The following is an 18534-nucleotide window of genomic DNA, read 5'->3' as shown; positions in this document are numbered from 1 at the left end:
ACCCACCTATATAGGTGGCTAGATGAATGCGATTTTATCCCGCGTTAACGGGCAGTAAGACCCCTAAGCCAAGAGGAAGATAGATGGGGGATCACCCTCGTATTGACACAGGGCTTCCGGTAGATGTCACGGATTTTGAAAAGATTTCTCTTACAGGCTTGAAAAAATCCGGATGCAATTACGCTGGGGTGTAATTGATAAAGATTAAGGAAAAAAATCCGTATTTTTGATATGATAGTAGAAGTATACGTTCCGATCTGTTAGTTAGTGGAGGATTCTAAATGTTAGATAAACTCGGATGGAGAAAATCAGATAAACAAGATCAATCATTGCAGAAGCAAATTGATACATTGCGTCAGCAGAGAGTACCCAATCATATAGCCATTATTATGGATGGCAATGGGCGCTGGGCAAAGCAACGTGCACTTCCACGCTTTGTAGGACATCGAGAAGGCATGCATAATGTACGCCGTATAACAAGAGCAGCTAATGCAATTGGTATCAAGGTGATAACACTTTATGCATTTTCGACGGAGAATTGGAAACGTCCATCAAGTGAAGTAGAATTCTTGATGCATTTGCCAGAGGAGTTTTTGGCAGACTTTTTACCAGAGTTGATGGAATTGAACATTCGTGTTGAAATGATTGGTGAAATGGAAGGTTTACCTCAATATACAAGTCGAGCAGTTCGAAATGCGATGGAAGAAACAAAAAATAATACAGGAATGGTGCTTAACTTTGCATTTAATTATGGTAGTCGCCGCGAGATAGTGTTAGCTGTACAACGGATCGCTAAACTGGTTCAAGATGGAAAGTTAGAAACAACCGCCATTACGGAAGAAATCATTTGTGAGCAACTTATGACTGCAAAGATTGGAGATCCAGATTTACTTATCCGCACAAGTGGAGAATTTCGATTAAGTAATTTCCTATTATGGCAGCTTGCTTATACGGAGTTTTGGTTTACAAACATACATTGGCCAGAATTCAGAGCAGAGCACTTATACGAAGCAGTAATCGATTATCAAAAGCGCAATCGCCGATTTGGGGGATTGAAAGGAGAATAAGAAAGAGTGAAACAACGTATTATTACGGCTATTATTGCTGCTGCATTGTTTATACCATTCGTTATCTATGGTCAATACCCATTTGCCATTTTGGTATATGCAATGGCGACAGTAGGATTATTTGAAGTATTAAGAATGAAAGGGATTTCGTTATTTTCTGTACCCGGAATCATTACATTCATTTTATTATTTATCATTTTAATGCCTAAAGAATGGTCAGAGCAGATTCAAGAGATAACTTCCTATTCTAACACTGAATACGTATTCATATGTGTCATATTATTGCTTATTTATACTGTTCTCGTAAAAAATAAATTCTCGTTTGATGATGTAGGATTCTTGCTGGCAAGTGCCCTATATGTGGGAATCGGTTTTCATTTCTTTATAGCGACTAGAGACGCAGGCTTGCGATTTGTTATATACGCATTAGTCATTGTATGGACAACCGATTCTGGGGCATATTTTATTGGTAGAAAATTAGGAAAGCATAAATTATGGCCAGAAATATCTCCCAAAAAGACGATTGAAGGTTTTGCTGGAGGGATTGTGGTGGCATTCATTTCAGCGATGATTTTCCAATTCATCGCAAAATTAGATATTTCGTGGATAACTTTAATGATCGTATCGGTGGTGGCTTCCATATTTGGACAATTGGGAGATTTAGTAGAATCAGCGATTAAGCGTCACTATGGTGTAAAGGATTCCGGGAACATACTGCCTGGACATGGTGGAATATTAGATCGCTTCGACAGCCTATTATTCGTTTTACCATTGTTATATTTCTTACACTTTATTGGATAAGGGAGATATTTTAAATGAAATCAATCAGCTTATTAGGAGCAACAGGTTCTATTGGCTTACAAACATTAGATATTGTTAGAGATCATGCAGATGAGTTTAAAATTGTAGCATTTGCAGCAGGTAAAAATATCGAAAGAACAAAGGAAATTATTGTTGAATTTAGTCCTAAATTAGTTTCTGTACAATTAGAAGAAGACGCTCACATGCTTTCTAAAGAGTTTCCGCATATTGATTTTACTTGTGGACCAAAAGGATTAGTGGATGTGGCTACATTTGCAGAAGCAGATGTATTATTAAATGCTGTATTAGGAAGTATCGGTCTTGAAGCAACTTTAGCAGCAATTCGTAAAAAAAAGGCTATTGCAATTGCTAATAAAGAAACACTGGTGACAGCCGGACATTTAGTCATGAGTGAAGCAAAAAAATTTGGCGCACCTATCTTGCCAGTAGATAGTGAACATTCAGCACTTTGGCAATCCATGCAAGGGGAAAATCGTCAATCAATTTCACGTTTGATCCTTACAGCTTCAGGTGGTAGCTTTCGAGATAGAACACGTGAAGAACTCAAAAACGTATCAATCAAAGAGGCTTTAAATCATCCGAATTGGTCGATGGGAGCAAAAATTACGATTGATTCAGCAACTTTGATGAATAAAGGGTTAGAAGTGATTGAAGCATCTGTCTTATATGATATGCCTTATGACAAAATTGACGTTTTAATTCATAGAGAAAGCATTATTCACTCGATGGTTGAATATCATGATACAAGTATAATGGCTCAACTAGGTACACCAGATATGCGTACACCTATTCAATATGCATTAAGTTATCCTGAGAGATTACCTCGTTCTACTGCGGAAAGATTAGATTTAGCTAAAATAGGTCAATTGCATTTTGAACATGTGGATTTGAAACGTTTCCGTTGCCTAGATTTTGCTTATCAAGCAGGAAGAATGGGCGGTACCATTTTGACAGTGATGAATGCAGCAAACGAAGCTGCTGTCGGTGCGTTTTTACAAGAGAAAATTACATTTCTTGAAATTGAGGACATTATCGAAAAAATGATGAACAATCATGTGAATATTCAACATCCAGATTTAGAAACTATTTTACATATCGACAAAGAAACGAGAAAAACAGTTCAAACCATGCTAAAATAGTAATAGCAATTTACAAAGCTTGAGAAGGTGGGATTACATGCAATCAATCATTGCATTCATCATAGTGTTCGGCTCTATCGTGTTTTTTCATGAACTAGGTCACTTTATCTTTGCAAAACGTTCTGGTATATTGGTACGCGAATTTGCCATTGGCTTTGGTCCTAAAATATTAGGTATTAACAAAGGTGAAACATTATACACAATCCGTTTGTTACCAATGGGTGGGTATGTGCGTATGGCTGGAGACGATGCTGATGTGGTCGAACTTCAACCAGGATACCGAATCGGAATGTTGTTGAACGATCAAAACGAAGTAACAAAAATCGTTTTAAATCAAAACAAGCAATTGCCGGACATGCTTTTCTTGGAAGTAGAAAAGGCTGATCTTCAAAAGAAATTATGGATTGAAGGCTATGATGAGGATGAAAAGCTTGTACGTTACAATATTGCACGTAATGCAGTTATCGAGGAAAATGGGAGTGAATTGATGATTGCTCCATATGACCGACAATTCAATTCAAAATCTGTAGGAAAACGTGCAATGACTATTTTTGCAGGTCCATTGTTTAATTTTATCCTGGCCATTATTGTTTTTATTGTTATTGCGTTTATGGCAGGGGTACCAACATACGAACCTGTCCTTGCTGGTGTTGTAAAAGATAGTCCTGCTGCGGCAGCAGGATTGGAAAAAGGCGATTATGTAACCGCAATAGACGGTAAATCCATTGAAACATGGCAAGAATTATCAACTGCTATTCAAAATAATCCAAATAAAGAATTAACATTAGATATTAAACGTGATAGTGGACATGAAAAGGTAAAAGTGACCCCAAGTGAAAAGAAAATCGATGGACAAACGATAGGACAAATTGGTGTGCAGTATCAAAGTCCTGTTGAAAAAAGTCCATTAAAAGCTCTTGCATTTGGTTTTACAGAAACCTATCATTGGACGATTAAAATTTTCACGATTCTTGGATCCTTAATAACTGGAGGATTTACGATTGATGCTTTGTCAGGTCCTGTTGGCATATATAAAGCAACCGAAGAAGTGGCTAAATACGGTGCTATCAATATTATGAATTGGGCAGCTGTATTAAGTATTAACTTAGGAATTATGAACTTACTACCATTACCGGCACTAGATGGAGGACGTTTATTATTCTTCGGATTTGAAGCTGTTCGTGGTAAACCAGTTGATCGCCAAAAAGAAGGAATGGTTCATTTTGTAGGAATTGTTCTTTTGATGATTCTTATGATTGCAGTAACATGGAATGATATTCAACGATTCTTCTTTTAGTAAAAATAGTTCCTATTAAAAGCAAATTTTTTCAGAGACAGCACGGCTACTAGCATGATGATGCTGCTTGTACATCCCGTATTAAAGGGCAACAGCTCAAGCATCAAGTGAAAAAGCAGGAGAAGAAGGATCTACTATCTGTAAAAGCTAGACTGGTTCAACTCACAAATAGTGAGGATGAGATAACCTCAAATGTGTGAGATTTTCCTTTGCCGTGTTGCCTGCTAAGGTGCTTATCAACTACGTTCATATAAAAAATTAACTATAGCTCAAAGTGAGGTTTTCCTAATGAAACAAAGTAAAACATTTATCCCTACTTTGCGTGAAGTACCTGCTGATGCGGATGTTAAGTCTCACCAGCTTTTATTGCGCGCAGGTTTTATCCGCCAAAATACAAGTGGTGTATACACCTATTTGCCATTGGGTATAAAGGTTCTACAAAAAATTGAACAAATTGTTCGCGAAGAAATGGATGCAGCAGGTGCAGTCGAATTATTAATGCCTTCTCTACAACAAGCTGAATTATGGCAAGAATCAGGACGTTGGGATGCTTATGGTCCAGAGTTAATGCGTTTAACTGATCGCCATGATCGTCAATTTGCTCTTGGTCCAACACATGAAGAAGTCATTACTTCATTAGTGCGCGATGAAATCAAATCTTATAAAAAATTACCTTTGACTTTATATCAAATTCAAACTAAATTTAGAGATGAAAAACGTCCTCGCTTTGGTCTATTACGTGGCCGTGAGTTTGTGATGAAGGATGCCTATTCTTTTCATGCAAATGCAGAAAGTTTAGATGAAACCTATCAAGCTATGGTAAAGGCTTATACGAATATATTCACTCGTCTTGGATTGAAATTTCGTGCAGTAATTGCAGATTCCGGCTCTATTGGTGGTACGGATACACATGAATTTATGGTATTGTCAGAAATTGGTGAAGATACAATTGCTTATTCTGATGAAACAGATTATGCAGCTAATATTGAAATGGCTGAAGTGAGAGTTGATTATACACATTCCAGTGAAGAAATGAAAAATATTGAAAAAGTAGCGACACCAGATCAAAAAACAATTGATGAAGTTGCCGCTTTCCTAAATGTTAAACCTGAACAATGTATTAAAACTTTAGTATTTAATGTTGATGGTGAATCGGTAGTTGTGCTTGCGCGTGGAGATCATGAAATCAATGATATTAAACTTAAACATGCATTAAATGCTGAATCTGTTGAGTTAGAGGAAGAAGATACTATTTTTAAACTATTAAACAGCCATGTAGGTTCACTTGGACCTGTTAAATTACCAGTGAATGTGAAAGTAATAGCAGACAATGCGATTAAGTCAATTCGTAATGGTGTAAGTGGTGCGAATGAGGATGGCTATCATTATGTTAATGTAAATCCAGGAAGAGATTTTGCTATTGATCGTTATGAAGATTTACGATTTATACAAGTTGGAGATCCAACACCAGATGGTAAAGGCACGATTAAATTTGCAGAAGGTATTGAAGTTGGACATGTATTTAAACTAGGTACTAAATATAGTGATGCCATGAAAGCTACATTCTTAGATGAAAATGGTCGCGCCCAGCCATTTATCATGGGATGCTATGGTATTGGTGTTTCTCGTGTGATGGCGGCTGTTGCGGAGCAGTTTCAAGATAGTTATGGATTTGTATGGCCAAAACAAGTAGCTCCATATGATATTCATCTAATCTCAGTAAATGAAAAAGATGAAGCACAAAAAGGCTTAACGGAAGATTTATATAAATTGTTACAATCCTATCGTTATGATGTGTTATATGATGATCGTAAAGAACGTGCCGGGGTTAAATTTGCAGATGCAGATTTAATCGGTCTTCCAGTTCGTGTAACAGTTGGTAAAAAGGCTTCTGAAGGAATGGTAGAAGTGAAATTCCGACAAACCGGTGAAACATTTGAATGGGCAAAGGAAGAGCTTGTAGATCGTTTAAATAATTTCTTCCATGTAGAATAATAATCGTCAAAAACCGGTTATTTTAGGAGAGAAAGTACATTTGTGCTTTCTTTTCTTTATTTAAAAGTAAATCGGACCAGTAAACTTTTTCCCTTTCCTTTCATGGTACAACTGATACATGGAGAGCGCTGCCTGTAAAAATCTGATTGGTCAGTGGGGTTCAAGAAAAAACACTGCGTGAATTTCACTTTATAAGTTTAAAAAGGGATATGCGCATTGAATGACAGAATGTAAGAAAGTAGGTGGGAAGATGGCAAACGAACAAGATTCAAAACTAAAATTTCAACTGTTACTACAACAAATCAATATGACAGAAGATGTTTTTATGCCATTTTTTGAAGATGCTGAAATGACACGTATGACAGTGCATAAAAAAAACCGTGTTTGGCGCTTTTCATTGAAATTGCAAAATATATTACCTTTTCGAGTGTTTCAAGATTTCCAAATGCGATTGAATTCAGCATTTTCCCAAATTGCAAACGTACTTGTGGACATAGAAGTGGCACATGATGCTATGTCACAACAACTAATTTCGGATTATTGGCCAAAGATAATAGAAGAAATAGATGAGATGTCTCCACCATTAAGAGAAGAGTTGGCAAAACAAATTCCTGAATGGAACGGGCAAAAGCTCATGTTACACTGTCAGCAAGAATTTCAATTAATGACATTCAAAAATAAATATGCCGAAGTTATTTCGGAAGCTTATCAACAATATGGTTTCCCCCATATGGTCGTTGACTTCCAATTAAAAGAGGTCACAGAGGATCTGGCTGTCCAACAACAAGCATTTCTCGAACAACGTCGTAAAGAAGAAGCTGCTTTTGCACAGCAAGCCGTAATGGATATGCAAAAACGCGAACAAGAAAAACAAGAGCATCCAGCCGCTGCTGGAGCCATTGATAGACCATTCCAATTAGGACTACCTATTAAACCGGATGAAACAATGATGGAAATTCATCAAATTCAAGATGAAGAACGACGTGTAGTCATAGAAGGATACGTTTTTGATGCTGAAGTAAAAGAATTGAGAAGTGGTCGTTCATTATTAACTATTAAGTTAACCGACTATACAGATTCTATTTTAGTCAAAATGTTCTCACGTGATAAAGATGATGCTGCACTTATGCAAATGGCGAAAAAGGGAATGTGGCTAAGAGTACGTGGCTCTGTTCAAAATGATACGTTTGTACGTGATTTAATCGTTATGGCACAAGATATGATAGAGATCAGACCAAGGATGAAGGAAGATAAAGCACCAGAAGGAGAAAAACGTGTTGAATTGCATTTACATACACCGATGAGTCAAATGGACGCGGTATCTTCAGTTGACTCTCTTGTAGGGCAAGCAGCTAAATGGGGACATCCTGCCATAGCCATTACGGATCACGCCGTTGTACAATCATTCCCAGATGCCTATAATGCTGGTAAAAAGTATGGGATTAAAATTATCTTTGGTATTGAAGCAAATTTAGTGAATGACGGTGTGCCGATCGCTTATGATGAGCAGCATCGATTACTTGAAGAAGACACATTCGTTGTATTTGATGTGGAAACAACAGGGTTATCTGCAGCATATGATACCATCATTGAACTCGCAGCGGTAAAGATTAAAAATGGGGAAGTCATCGATACATTCGAAAGCTTCGCTAATCCTCATCATCCATTATCAGCTACAACAATTGAGTTAACGAGCATTACAGATGATATGGTAGAAGATGCGCCTGAGGTTGTGGACATGATAGCAAAATTCCATGATTTTATTGCAGATGCTATTGTTGTAGCGCATAATGCAACATTCGATGTGGGCTTTTTATATGAAGCCTATAAAAAAGCAGGAATCGATGAATTCCATCACCCTGTTATTGATACACTTGAACTTGCACGTTTCTTACATCCAGAGATGAAAAACCATCGATTAAATACATTATGTAAAAAATTCGGTATCGATTTAACACAACATCACCGGGCCATTTACGATACGGAAGCAACGGGCTACTTATTATTACATTTATTAAAAGAAGCAGATGCAAAAGATATTAAATATCATGATGATTTTAACAAACATATCGGTGAAGGAGATGCCTATAAAAGAGCACGTCCCACACACTGTACTATTTTAGCGATTGATAATAATGGATTGAAAAATCTATTTAAACTTGTCAGTGAATCACATGTTTCAACGTTCTATAGAGTACCAAGAATTAAACGTTCATCTTTGCAAGAACTTCGTCAAGGACTTTTAGTTGGAACCGCTTGTGATAAAGGTGAATTTTTCACAGCAGTTATGCAAAAATCAATGGATGAAGCAATGGAAGTCGCCAAATTTTATGATTACTTAGAAGTACATCCGAAAGATGTCTACGCGCCATTGATAGAGTCAGAACTGATTCGAGATGAATGGAATTTAGAAGATATCATCCGTAAAATCGTGAAAATTGGAAAAAAACTAGCAAAGCCAGTTGTAGCAACTGGGAACGTTCATTATTTAAGTGAAAATGATGCGATATTCCGCAAAATTCTATTACGTTCGCAAGGTGGTGCTAATCCTTTAAATCGTTATGAATTACCAAAAGTTCATTTAAGAACAACCGACGAAATGCTGCAAGATTTTGCATTTTTAGGAGAGGATATAGCCAAAGAGATCGTTGTGACGAATTCACAAAAAATAGCGAATATGATTGAAGATGTCGTGCCGGTAAAGGACAAGTTGTATACGCCACGTATTCAAGGGGCAGAAGAATCAGTCCGTGAGATGAGTTATAATATGGCTCATGAAATTTACGGCCCAAATCTCCCAGAAATAGTGGAAGCAAGGCTTGAAAAAGAATTAGGATCTATTATCGGTCATGGGTTCTCTGTTATTTATCTTATTGCACATAAACTTGTCAAAAAATCATTGAGTGACGGCTATTTAGTAGGGTCTCGTGGTTCTGTTGGTTCTTCGCTTGTTGCCACAATGATGGAAATTACAGAAGTGAATGCATTACCGCCACATTATATTTGCCCAAATTGTCAGCATGTTGAATTTTTCAATGATGGTTCTGTTGGTTCGGGGTTCGACTTACCCAACAAAGATTGTCCAGAATGTGGTACGCCATATAAAAAAGATGGACATGATATTCCATTTGAAACGTTCTTAGGCTTTAAGGGTGATAAAGTGCCAGATATCGATTTAAACTTTAGTGGTAGTTATCAACCGCGTGCTCATAACTATACAAAGGTATTGTTTGGTGAAGATTATGCGTATAGAGCAGGAACGATCGGCACAGTTGCCGAAAAAACGGCTTATGGTTATGTAAAAGGATATGCAACCGATCATAATATCAATTTCCGTGGTGCAGAAATCGATCGTCTTGTACAAGGTTGTACAGGAGTAAAACGGACAACAGGTCAGCACCCTGGTGGTATTATAGTCGTGCCTGATTATATGGATATTTACGATTTCTCACCTTTCCAATATCCAGCTGATGCTCAAGATGCTGAATGGCGAACAACACATTTTGATTTCCACTCTATTCATGACAATGTGTTAAAGCTAGATATCCTTGGACATGATGATCCGACGGTTATTCGTATGCTTCTTGATTTAACAGGAATTGATCCAAAAACCATTCCCACTGATGACCCTGAAGTGATGAAAATTTTCACAGGTCCAGAGTCTCTTGGTGTAACTGCTGAACAGATTAATTGTAAGACGGGGACATTAGGAATTCCTGAATTTGGAACACGATTTGTTCGTCAAATGTTAGAAGAAACAAAACCGTCAACATTTTCTGAATTAGTTCAAATTTCTGGTTTGTCTCATGGTACAGATGTTTGGTTAGGCAATGCTAGTGAATTAATCGAAAATGGAACTTGCGTATTGTCAGAAGTAATCGGTTGTCGTGATGATATTATGGTTTATTTGATCTATCAAGGTCTTGAACCATCTTTGGCTTTTAAAATAATGGAACATGTTCGTAAAGGGAAAGGACTAACAGAAGATATGGAAGCAGCCATGAGGAAAGAAAGTGTTCCAGAGTGGTATATTGAATCATGTAAAAAGATTAAATATATGTTTCCAAAGGCACATGCTGTTGCCTATGTATTAATGGCGGTTCGTATCGCATACTTTAAAGTACACTTCCCAATCGTGTATTATTGTGCTTACTTTTCTGTACGTGCAGATGATTTTGACTTAATCGCAATGGTAAATGGTTCACAAATGATTCGAGCTCGCATCGAAGAAATTGAGGCAAAAGGCTTAGATGCGTCGACAAAGGAGAAGAGCCTATTAACCGTTTTAGAGTTAGCGCTTGAGATGTGTGAACGTGGCATGTCTTTCCAAAAGGTTGATTTGTACCGCTCAAAGGCAACTGAATTTGCGATAGATGGTCAAAGCTTGATTCCCCCATTTAACGCAATTCCGGGCTTAGGAAATAACGTAGCATATGCCATTGTAAAAGCAAGAGAAGAAGGAGAGTTTCTTTCGAAAGAAGATTTGCAAATACGTGGTCGTGTATCGAAAGCATTGATTGAGTATATGGATAAACTAGGCTGCTTAGAAGGATTACCAGATGCCAATCAACTCTCTCTCTTCTAAGGTTAGTTGCATTTGCTGCTTGATTGTGTTATAATTCATTCAGTTATTTGTTGATAGATTGGCAGCAAAAGAGTGGGATTCCCCGCTCTTTTCTGTTGTTATGACAACTTAGTGGGTCAGGAGGATTGTATGAGCAAGGTTACAATGGAAGTAGAACAACTAGTAACACCGATAGTAGAGAATCTAAACCTTGAATTAGTTGAAGTGGAGTTTGTTAAAGAAGGTCGTGATTGGTTTCTACGTGTTTATGTGGATACTCCTGAAGGAAACATTGACATTGAACAATGTGCACAAGTAAGCGAATTATTAAGTGTAAAACTGGATGAAGTTGATCCAATTGAACAAAATTATTTTCTGGAAGTTTCCTCTCCGGGAGCAGAGCGTCCACTAAAAAAAGATGCAGACTTTGAAAAAGCAATCGATCAATTTGTGCATATAAAATCATATGAGGCCATTAATGGCATGAAAGAATTTGAAGGATATTTAAAGTCGTATACAGATGAAGGCGCTGAGCTTGCAGTACAGGTTAAGACAAGAAAAATAACAGTTTTAATACCGAAAGACAAAATTGCAAAAGCACGTTTCGCAATTGATTTTTCAAAAGAACGTTAACTTTAGGAGTGAAATAGATAATGAGTAAGGAATTAGTCGGTGCTCTAAGTGCACTTGAAGCGAAGGGTATCTCAAAAGAGGTCATCGTTGAAGCCATTGAGGCAGCACTTATTAATGCATATAAAAAAAATTATAACCAAGCGGCGAATGTTCGTGTAGACTTAAATTTAGAACAAGGTACTATGCATCTATATTCTCGTAAAGATGTAGTTGAAGAAGTGGAAGACGAACGTTTACAAATCTCTTTAGCAGAAGCACAAAAGATTAATCCTAATTATGAATTAGGGGATATCGTTGAAGAAGAGGAAACGCCTCGTAACTTTGGGCGTATTGCAGCGACTACTGCTAAACAAATTGTGACACAACGCTTCCGTGAGGCAGAACGTGGTATTGTTTACGAAGAGTATGTAGACCGTGCAGATGATATCATTACTGGTGTTGTAGAACGGTTAGATGCCCGTAATATTTATGTAGGCATCGGTAAAATTGAAGCTGTTCTTCCTCAAAACGAACAAATACCTGGTGAAGTATATAAACCACATGATCGTATTAAAGTATATATTACGAAGGTCGAACGTACTTCTCGTGGACCCCAAGTATTTGTTTCACGTACGCATCCTGGCTTGTTACGTCGCTTATTTGAACTGGAAGTGCCAGAAATTTTCGAAGGTACTGTAGAAATCAAGTCAATCGCTCGTGAAGCTGGCGATCGTTCTAAAATTTCTGTAGTCGCTCATAATGATGAAGTAGATCCAGTAGGCTCATGTGTAGGTGCTAAAGGTGCCCGTGTTCAAGCAATTGTCAATGAATTACATGATGAAAAAATCGATATCGTCGAATGGTCAGAAGATCCAGTTGTTTTCGTAGCAAATGCATTAAGCCCTTCACAAGTATTAGATGTACAAGTGAATGAAGAAGAAAAATCCACAACAGTTGTCGTACCGGATTATCAATTATCACTTGCTATAGGTAAACGTGGTCAAAATGCGAGACTTGCTGCAAAACTGACTGGCTGGAAAATTGATATTAAAAGTGAAACAGATGCTACTGAATTAGGAATTTATCCTCGTAAAGAAGCACAAACTAGTGTTTATGAAGAACTTGATAACGAAGTGGATAGCACTGATGAAGTAGAAGTGGACTTATATAAAGACTAAAAAAGAATAAGAAGCGTAAAATAATTGAATGATATGATTCCTTATCATTCAATTCTTAACGATAGAAGAAAGGTGAGTTCTGATGCCGATCAATCGTAAAGTACCTATAAGAAAATGTATCGCTACAGGCGAGATGCTTCCCAAAAAAGAAATGATTCGTGTCGTACGAACAAAAGAGGGAGAAGTAGAAGTGGACTTAACTGGTAAAAAATCAGGTCGTGGTGCATATGTTTCAAAATCTGAGGCTGCCATTCAGACAGCTAAGGAAAGAAATGTTTTTGAACGTCAACTTGAAGTGAAAGTTCCTGATCAAATATACGATGATTTATTGGCAATTGTCCGTAAGGAATTAAAAGCATGAATCAGGAACAAGCAATCTATAATTTACTGGGGTTAGCCGCTCGAGCACGAAAAGTGGTAACTGGCGAAGAACAAGTGATTAAAGAAGTCCGTGGTCAAAATGCAAAACTTGTTATTTTATCAACGGACGCTTCCAAAAACACGCAAAAAAAGTTGCGTGATAAATGTAATTCTTATAACGTTGAGCTACATGAATTTGCAACAAGAGATTCTCTTGGACACGCTATTGGTAGGGAGGCGAGAGTTTCCGTAGCTATTATGGACAGTGGTTTTGCAAAGAAACTGTCTGAGCTACTCAACGAAATCTAACCGGGGGTGAATACATGACAAAATTACGCGTTCATGAATATGCGAAACAAGTAAATAAGTCAAGTAAAGAAGTAATCGAACAATTATCAAAACTCCATATTGAAGTAAAAAATCATATGTCTACGATAGAAACAGATGTGATCAGCAAATTAGATAGTGTCTATACAAAGAAAAACACTGCACAACAAGCTCATCATCACAAGCAATCTAATGGACAGCAAGGAACTCGTCCTGTAGCAAGAAAAGATAGTCCTGCTCAAACAAAACAAATAAATGCCCAAGGAAGTACTATGAATAATAATTCAACTTCAAGAGATCATTCAAAACCAAAACATAATTCAAATAACAACCAAGGCCATTCAAACGGCAATAACAATAACAGCAATAATAATAACAATCGTAATCGTAATGGCAATCATCAAGGTGGTAACCGTAACTTCAATCAAAAAAGAAAGCCAGGCATTCATGGTGGACAACGTCGGAAAAACCGTCCACAACAAGTGCAACAACCAGCAGCTAAAAAAGAACTACCAGCAAAAATCACTTTCTTTGAATCTTTAACAGTTGGTGAATTAGCAAAAAAATTAGGTCGCGAACCATCTGAAATTATAAAAAAATTATTTATGCTTGGGGTTATGGCTACGATCAACCAAGAATTAGATCAAGATGCTATTGAGTTGATCTGTGCCGATTACGGTGTTGAAGTAGAGGAAGAAGTACGTGTAGATCTTACTGATTTAGATACTTATTTTGAAAGCGATGAAAATGAAAATCAAGCGGATCTTAAAGAGCGCCCTCCAGTTGTTACGATAATGGGACATGTTGATCATGGTAAAACGACATTGTTAGACTCTATTCGAAACACGAAAGTTACTGAAGGCGAAGCAGGTGGGATCACACAACATATTGGTGCATATCAAGTTGTAGTCAAAGGTAAAAAAATTACATTCTTAGATACTCCAGGACACGCTGCTTTTACGACAATGCGTGCACGTGGAGCGAAAATCACCGATTTAACCATTTTAGTTGTTGCTGCTGATGATGGTGTAATGCCTCAAACGATTGAAGCCATTAACCATGCAAAAGCTGCAGAAGTACCGATTATTGTAGCTGTAAACAAAATGGATAAACCTACTGCAAACCCTGACCGTGTGATGCAAGAGTTGACTGAACATGGATTAGTTCCTGAAGATTGGGGCGGTGATACGATCTATGTACCAATTTCAGCACTTAAAGGTGATGGCATCGATCAATTACTTGAAATGATCTTGCTTGTATCTGAAGTGGGAGAGTTAAAAGCAAACCCTAAACGTCGTGCCATCGGTTCAGTTATTGAAGCTCAATTAGATAAAGGACGCGGTTCAGTTGCGACATTATTAGTACAAAACGGTACATTACATGTTGGTGATCCAATCGTAGTAGGTCATACATACGGTCGTGTCCGTGCTATGGTTAATGATGTAGGTCGTCGCGTAAAATCTGCTGGTCCATCTACTCCCGTCGAAATTACTGGCTTAAATGATGTGCCACAAGCAGGTGATCGTTTCGTTGTATTTGAAGATGAAAAAACTGCTCGTCAAGTTGGTGAAACTCGTGCAGCTACTGCAATACAAGCACAACGTTCTGAAAAACAACGAGTAACATTAGATAATTTATTTGAACAAATGAAGCAAGGCGATATGAAAGAACTTAACTTAATCGTTAAAGCAGATGTGCAAGGTACTGTAGAAGCAATGGCAGCCTCATTGATGAAAATTGATGTAGAAGGCGTAAATGTGAAAATCATTCACACAGGTGCTGGTGCCATTACTGAATCTGATATTTCACTTGCAGCGGCATCTAACGCAATCGTTATTGGTTTCAATGTTAGACCTGATGCTAATGCTAAACGTGCAGCAGAAGAAGAAGGCGTAGATATCCGTCTTCATAAAGTAATTTATAAAGTAATTGAAGAAATTGAAGCTGCGATGAAAGGGATGCTAGATCCTGAATTCAAGGAAAAGGTAATTGGAGCTGCTGAAATTCGTGAAACATTTAAAGTTTCCAAAGTAGGTACAATTGCAGGCGGTTATGTAACAGATGGTAAGTTAACACGAGACAGTGGCGTTCGTGTTATTCGCGATGGCATTGTCGTTTTTGAAGGTGAACTAGATTCTTTAAAACGTTTCAAAGATGATGCAAAAGAAGTCGCAAAAGGATATGAGTGTGGCTTTACCATTAAAGATTACAACGATATTAAAGTTGGAGACGAAATTGAAGCCTTTATTATGGAAGAGATAAAACGTTAATGATCATTTACGCAGAGTGTGAATTTTTTATCCCTTCTGCCCATTCGCTAAAAGAAAAAAGAGCCGTATTACAACAGATGCTTACTCGCACAAAACAAAAATACAATGTCTCAATAGCGGAAATCAATCATCAAGATGTTTGGCAAAGAACGCTTTTAGCACTCGTTTCGGTTGCATCTGCGCAACAAGCAGCTGAAAAAGAACTAGGACGCGCAATTGCATTTTTGGAATCAAATCCTGAATGGCAATGTCTCCATATACATCGAGAGTTTTTATAGAAATTGAGGTGAAACAACTATGTCAATGCGCTCAAATCGTGTTGCAGAACAGATGAAAAAAGAACTTGCGGATATTATTAGCCGAAAGTTAAAAGATCCACGAGTAGGATTTGTGACTGTAACAGATGTAGATGTAACAGGTGATCTTCAGCAAGCAACAGTTTATATTACTTGTCTAGGTACAGAAAAAGAACGTCAAGATACTATGAAAGGTCTTGAAAAAGCAAAGGGCTTTATTCGTTCGGAAATTAGCCATCGTATTCGTTTACGAGTTACACCCGAAATCTCATTTGAGTTTGACTCATCTGTTGAGTATGGGAATCGAATTGATACGTTGTTGCGTCAACTTAACGATTCGCAAGAACAATAATCGAAAAAGCCTGCAGATTAAATATTGCAGGCTTTTTCTAATATAAAAAGAGCTGAGGTTGTCGTATAGCCGTGACAAGTACTAAAGACCTCAAGTTGAAACGTTAATGATCTATATTTGAATGGATAAACTTAGATAATTAATGCCTGTTGGTTAAATTATAATTTTTAAGTAAAGGTGTGAATATGCATGCACGGCATTCTCCCATTATGGAAAGAACAAGGTATGACATCTCATGATTGTGTATTCAAAGTTCGTAAAATCCTACATACTAAAAAAGTAGGGCATACTGGCACACTAGATCCTGGTGTTGAAGGGGTATTACCTATTTGTATCGGTAATGCAACAAGACTAGCTGAATATTTGACGGATGCGGGAAAAGTATATGAAGCAATTATTGAAATCGGAACGGCTACAACGACAGAAGATGCTGAGGGAGAAGTTATAGAAGAAGATACAACAGAAAAACATCTTACACGTGAGCAAGTTTTATCTGTGCTAAATTCATTAACCGGTGAAATATCTCAGACTCCTCCAATGTTTTCGGCTGTGAAAGTAAATGGTCGTAAATTGTATGAATATGCGAGACGCGGTGAAATCATTGACCGCCCTACACGTCAAGTAACCATTTATTCATTAGAATTGCTTGATCATTGCGAAGAATATAAAGGAAGGACGATTACCTTCCCTGTACGTATAGCATGCAGTAAAGGAACATATATCCGTACCTTGGCTGTTCAAATAGGTGAATTACTTGGTTACCCAGCGCATATGGCCTCATTAGTACGTATAAAATCAGGTACATTTTCAAAAGAAGATTGCATTACTTTAAGTCAATTACAGGAAAAAGCAGAGAATGAGCAGTTAAAGGAATGTATCAAGCCATTAGAATATGCATTAACAGATTACCCACAATTTGACGTAACAGAGGATAATCATAAAAAAATAATAAATGGTCAAGTTTTACCGATGCACCCTGCTCTTAAAGAACATGATAAAATAGTTTATATGGAAGATCATAAAGCGGTTGCTGTCTATGTAAAGCATCCGGAGAAAAAGGGGCTAATGAAACCAGAAAAAATGTTCCCTAAAGTTGATTCCATATGAACAGGCAGTAAGATAAGCCATTCCATCAAGATGCGTAAGCAATAAAACAGAAGGTAGGAGTGGGATTACTGCCTGTAAAAGTCCGATTGGTTCAACTAACATTCAGTGAAAAAATTTCACTGAATGAGTTTCACTTTATTAGGAGGCAGTTACATGAAGGTCATTCAACTGATGTATCCTTATCAGATTAGTTCAGATAAAATGGAAGGTCCATATTCTTTAGCAATTGGCTTTTTCGATGGAGTGCATCGTGGACATCAAGCTGTTATTGAGGAAGCAAAAAAACAAGCAAAGGATAAAAACCTAAAACTTGCGGTAATGACATTTAATCCACATCCATCGATCGTTTTAGGGCAACATAAGGAACAAGTATTTTATATTACGCCTTTAAGCCAAAAATTAGAAATTTTAGAAGAACTTCAGGTAGATACTGTATTTGTCGTCCGATTCACATCAGATTTTGCTAAATTAAGTCCACAACAATTTGTCGATGTATTTATCCGCAACTTGAATATTCAACATGTTACCGCAGGTTTTGATTTTACATTTGGAGCGATGGGAAGTGGAACAATGAAGGATTTACATGAAATGAGCAATGGAGATTATGAAGTATCTATCGTTGAAAAACAGCTACAAGATTCTGATAAAATTAGTTCGACACGTATTCGACATGCATTAGAAAAAGGAGATATGGAACTGGTACGCGAGCTTCTTGGTCGACCTTATCAGATTCCTGGGATTGTTGTACATGGGGACAAGCGTGGACGACAAATCGGTTTTCCAACCGCAAACGTACAAGAGGCAGAAGGGACTTTTATCCCTGCGAATGGTGTCTATGCAGTACGATTGCAAGTACAAAATGAGTGGCATGATGGAGTATGCAATGTAGGCTATAAACCAACCTTTAAAAAACCTGATGAAAAGAATTTAACGATTGAAGTATATATTCATAACTTTGATAAAAACATTTATGGGGAAGAAGTAAAAGTAGATTGGTATAAATATCTTCGCGGTGAACAAAAATTCGATGGCATTGAATCGTTAAAGGCACAAATTGAGTTAGATAAACAACATGCTATGGAATATTTAAGCCATTGTTAATTCAACGATTATAGTTGCATGCATATGGTCTTTATGTTACTATTTCT

Annotated in this window: 15 protein-coding genes; all 15 read left to right on the top strand. The window is 37.3% G+C overall.

From position 1 onward, the window contains the following. Window positions 1-281 precede the first annotated feature (281 nt). The 15 genes from FEZ13_RS07715 to FEZ13_RS07645 all read left to right on the top strand — a co-directional run bounded on the left by FEZ13_RS07715 (window position 282) and on the right by FEZ13_RS07645 (window position 18487). The gene (locus FEZ13_RS07715) at window positions 282-1067 is read left to right on the top strand and encodes an undecaprenyl pyrophosphate synthase (RefSeq protein WP_146552102.1); all 786 of its coding nucleotides are present in this window, start codon (window positions 282-284) and stop codon (window positions 1065-1067) included. A gap of 6 nt (window positions 1068-1073) precedes the next feature. After that, the gene (locus FEZ13_RS07710) at window positions 1074-1868 is read left to right on the top strand and encodes a phosphatidate cytidylyltransferase (RefSeq protein ID WP_146552101.1); all 795 of its coding nucleotides are present in this window, start codon (window positions 1074-1076) and stop codon (window positions 1866-1868) included. A 14-nt stretch (window positions 1869-1882) separates the two neighbouring features. Continuing rightward, entirely contained in the window at window positions 1883-3028 is a 1146-nt protein-coding gene (gene dxr / locus FEZ13_RS07705) for a 1-deoxy-D-xylulose-5-phosphate reductoisomerase (protein WP_146552100.1), read from the top strand. A gap of 37 nt (window positions 3029-3065) precedes the next feature. After that, window positions 3066-4325 (top strand): RIP metalloprotease RseP, encoded by a 1260-nt coding sequence (gene rseP / locus FEZ13_RS07700; protein WP_146552099.1) that lies wholly within the window; start codon window positions 3066-3068, stop codon window positions 4323-4325. 288 nt (window positions 4326-4613) lie between these two features. After that, window positions 4614-6320 carry a proline--tRNA ligase gene (locus tag FEZ13_RS07695; protein WP_146552098.1) on the top strand — a complete coding sequence of 569 codons (1707 nt, stop codon included), beginning with the start codon at window positions 4614-4616 and terminating at the stop codon, window positions 6318-6320. Between the two features lie 250 nt (window positions 6321-6570). Continuing rightward, window positions 6571-10905, top strand: coding sequence for a PolC-type DNA polymerase III (locus FEZ13_RS07690; RefSeq protein WP_146552097.1), 4335 nt, complete (start codon window positions 6571-6573; stop codon window positions 10903-10905). A gap of 129 nt (window positions 10906-11034) precedes the next feature. After that, window positions 11035-11517: a ribosome maturation factor RimP gene (gene rimP / locus FEZ13_RS07685; protein WP_146549328.1), complete on the top strand. Its 483-nt coding sequence runs from the start codon at window positions 11035-11037 to the stop codon at window positions 11515-11517. Window positions 11518-11537: 20 nt separating this feature from the next. Continuing rightward, window positions 11538-12674 carry a transcription termination factor NusA gene (nusA, locus tag FEZ13_RS07680; RefSeq protein WP_146552096.1) on the top strand — a complete coding sequence of 379 codons (1137 nt, stop codon included), beginning with the start codon at window positions 11538-11540 and terminating at the stop codon, window positions 12672-12674. Window positions 12675-12756: 82 nt separating this feature from the next. Further along, window positions 12757-13035 (top strand): RNase P modulator RnpM, encoded by a 279-nt coding sequence (gene rnpM, locus FEZ13_RS07675; RefSeq protein ID WP_146549326.1) that lies wholly within the window; start codon window positions 12757-12759, stop codon window positions 13033-13035. Next, window positions 13032-13343, top strand: a complete 312-nt coding sequence (locus FEZ13_RS07670) for a YlxQ family RNA-binding protein (protein WP_146549325.1) — start codon at window positions 13032-13034, stop codon at window positions 13341-13343. The genes rnpM and FEZ13_RS07670 overlap by 4 nt, the downstream gene beginning before the upstream one ends. A 14-nt stretch (window positions 13344-13357) precedes the next feature. Further along, window positions 13358-15631 carry a translation initiation factor IF-2 gene (infB, locus tag FEZ13_RS07665; protein ID WP_146552095.1) on the top strand — a complete coding sequence of 758 codons (2274 nt, stop codon included), beginning with the start codon at window positions 13358-13360 and terminating at the stop codon, window positions 15629-15631. Continuing rightward, window positions 15631-15909, top strand: a complete 279-nt coding sequence (locus FEZ13_RS07660) for a DUF503 domain-containing protein (protein WP_146552094.1) — start codon at window positions 15631-15633, stop codon at window positions 15907-15909. The genes infB and FEZ13_RS07660 overlap by 1 nt, the downstream gene beginning before the upstream one ends. Window positions 15910-15928: 19 nt before the next feature. Beyond that, window positions 15929-16279, top strand: a complete 351-nt coding sequence (rbfA, locus tag FEZ13_RS07655) for a 30S ribosome-binding factor RbfA (protein WP_146549322.1) — start codon at window positions 15929-15931, stop codon at window positions 16277-16279. Between the two features lie 189 nt (window positions 16280-16468). After that, a complete protein-coding gene (truB, locus tag FEZ13_RS07650; RefSeq protein WP_146552093.1) occupies window positions 16469-17386 on the top strand; it encodes a tRNA pseudouridine(55) synthase TruB in 918 nt (305 codons plus the stop codon). A gap of 153 nt (window positions 17387-17539) precedes the next feature. Further along, on the top strand, window positions 17540-18487 hold the full coding sequence (locus FEZ13_RS07645; RefSeq protein WP_146552092.1) for a bifunctional riboflavin kinase/FAD synthetase: 948 nt from the start codon (window positions 17540-17542) through the stop codon (window positions 18485-18487). Window positions 18488-18534: the final 47 nt, after the last annotated feature.

This window comes from Rummeliibacillus sp. SL167 (assembly GCF_007896505.1).
Lineage (GTDB): Bacteria > Bacillota > Bacilli > Bacillales_A > Planococcaceae > Rummeliibacillus > Rummeliibacillus suwonensis.
This window is presented reverse-complemented; position numbering and strand designations above follow the sequence as displayed.

Coding starts and splice junctions, on each gene's coding strand:
- FEZ13_RS07715 (WP_146552102.1), top strand. CDS start 282: ATGTTAGATAAACTCGGATGGAGAAAATCAGATAAACAAGATCAATCA.
- dxr (WP_146552100.1), top strand. CDS start 1,883: ATGAAATCAATCAGCTTATTAGGAGCAACAGGTTCTATTGGCTTACAA.
- rseP (WP_146552099.1), top strand. CDS start 3,066: ATGCAATCAATCATTGCATTCATCATAGTGTTCGGCTCTATCGTGTTT.
- FEZ13_RS07695 (WP_146552098.1), top strand. CDS start 4,614: ATGAAACAAAGTAAAACATTTATCCCTACTTTGCGTGAAGTACCTGCT.
- FEZ13_RS07690 (WP_146552097.1), top strand. CDS start 6,571: ATGGCAAACGAACAAGATTCAAAACTAAAATTTCAACTGTTACTACAA.
- rimP (WP_146549328.1), top strand. CDS start 11,035: ATGAGCAAGGTTACAATGGAAGTAGAACAACTAGTAACACCGATAGTA.
- nusA (WP_146552096.1), top strand. CDS start 11,538: ATGAGTAAGGAATTAGTCGGTGCTCTAAGTGCACTTGAAGCGAAGGGT.
- rnpM (WP_146549326.1), top strand. CDS start 12,757: ATGCCGATCAATCGTAAAGTACCTATAAGAAAATGTATCGCTACAGGC.
- FEZ13_RS07670 (WP_146549325.1), top strand. CDS start 13,032: ATGAATCAGGAACAAGCAATCTATAATTTACTGGGGTTAGCCGCTCGA.
- infB (WP_146552095.1), top strand. CDS start 13,358: ATGACAAAATTACGCGTTCATGAATATGCGAAACAAGTAAATAAGTCA.
- FEZ13_RS07660 (WP_146552094.1), top strand. CDS start 15,631: ATGATCATTTACGCAGAGTGTGAATTTTTTATCCCTTCTGCCCATTCG.
- rbfA (WP_146549322.1), top strand. CDS start 15,929: ATGTCAATGCGCTCAAATCGTGTTGCAGAACAGATGAAAAAAGAACTT.
- truB (WP_146552093.1), top strand. CDS start 16,469: ATGCACGGCATTCTCCCATTATGGAAAGAACAAGGTATGACATCTCAT.
- FEZ13_RS07645 (WP_146552092.1), top strand. CDS start 17,540: ATGAAGGTCATTCAACTGATGTATCCTTATCAGATTAGTTCAGATAAA.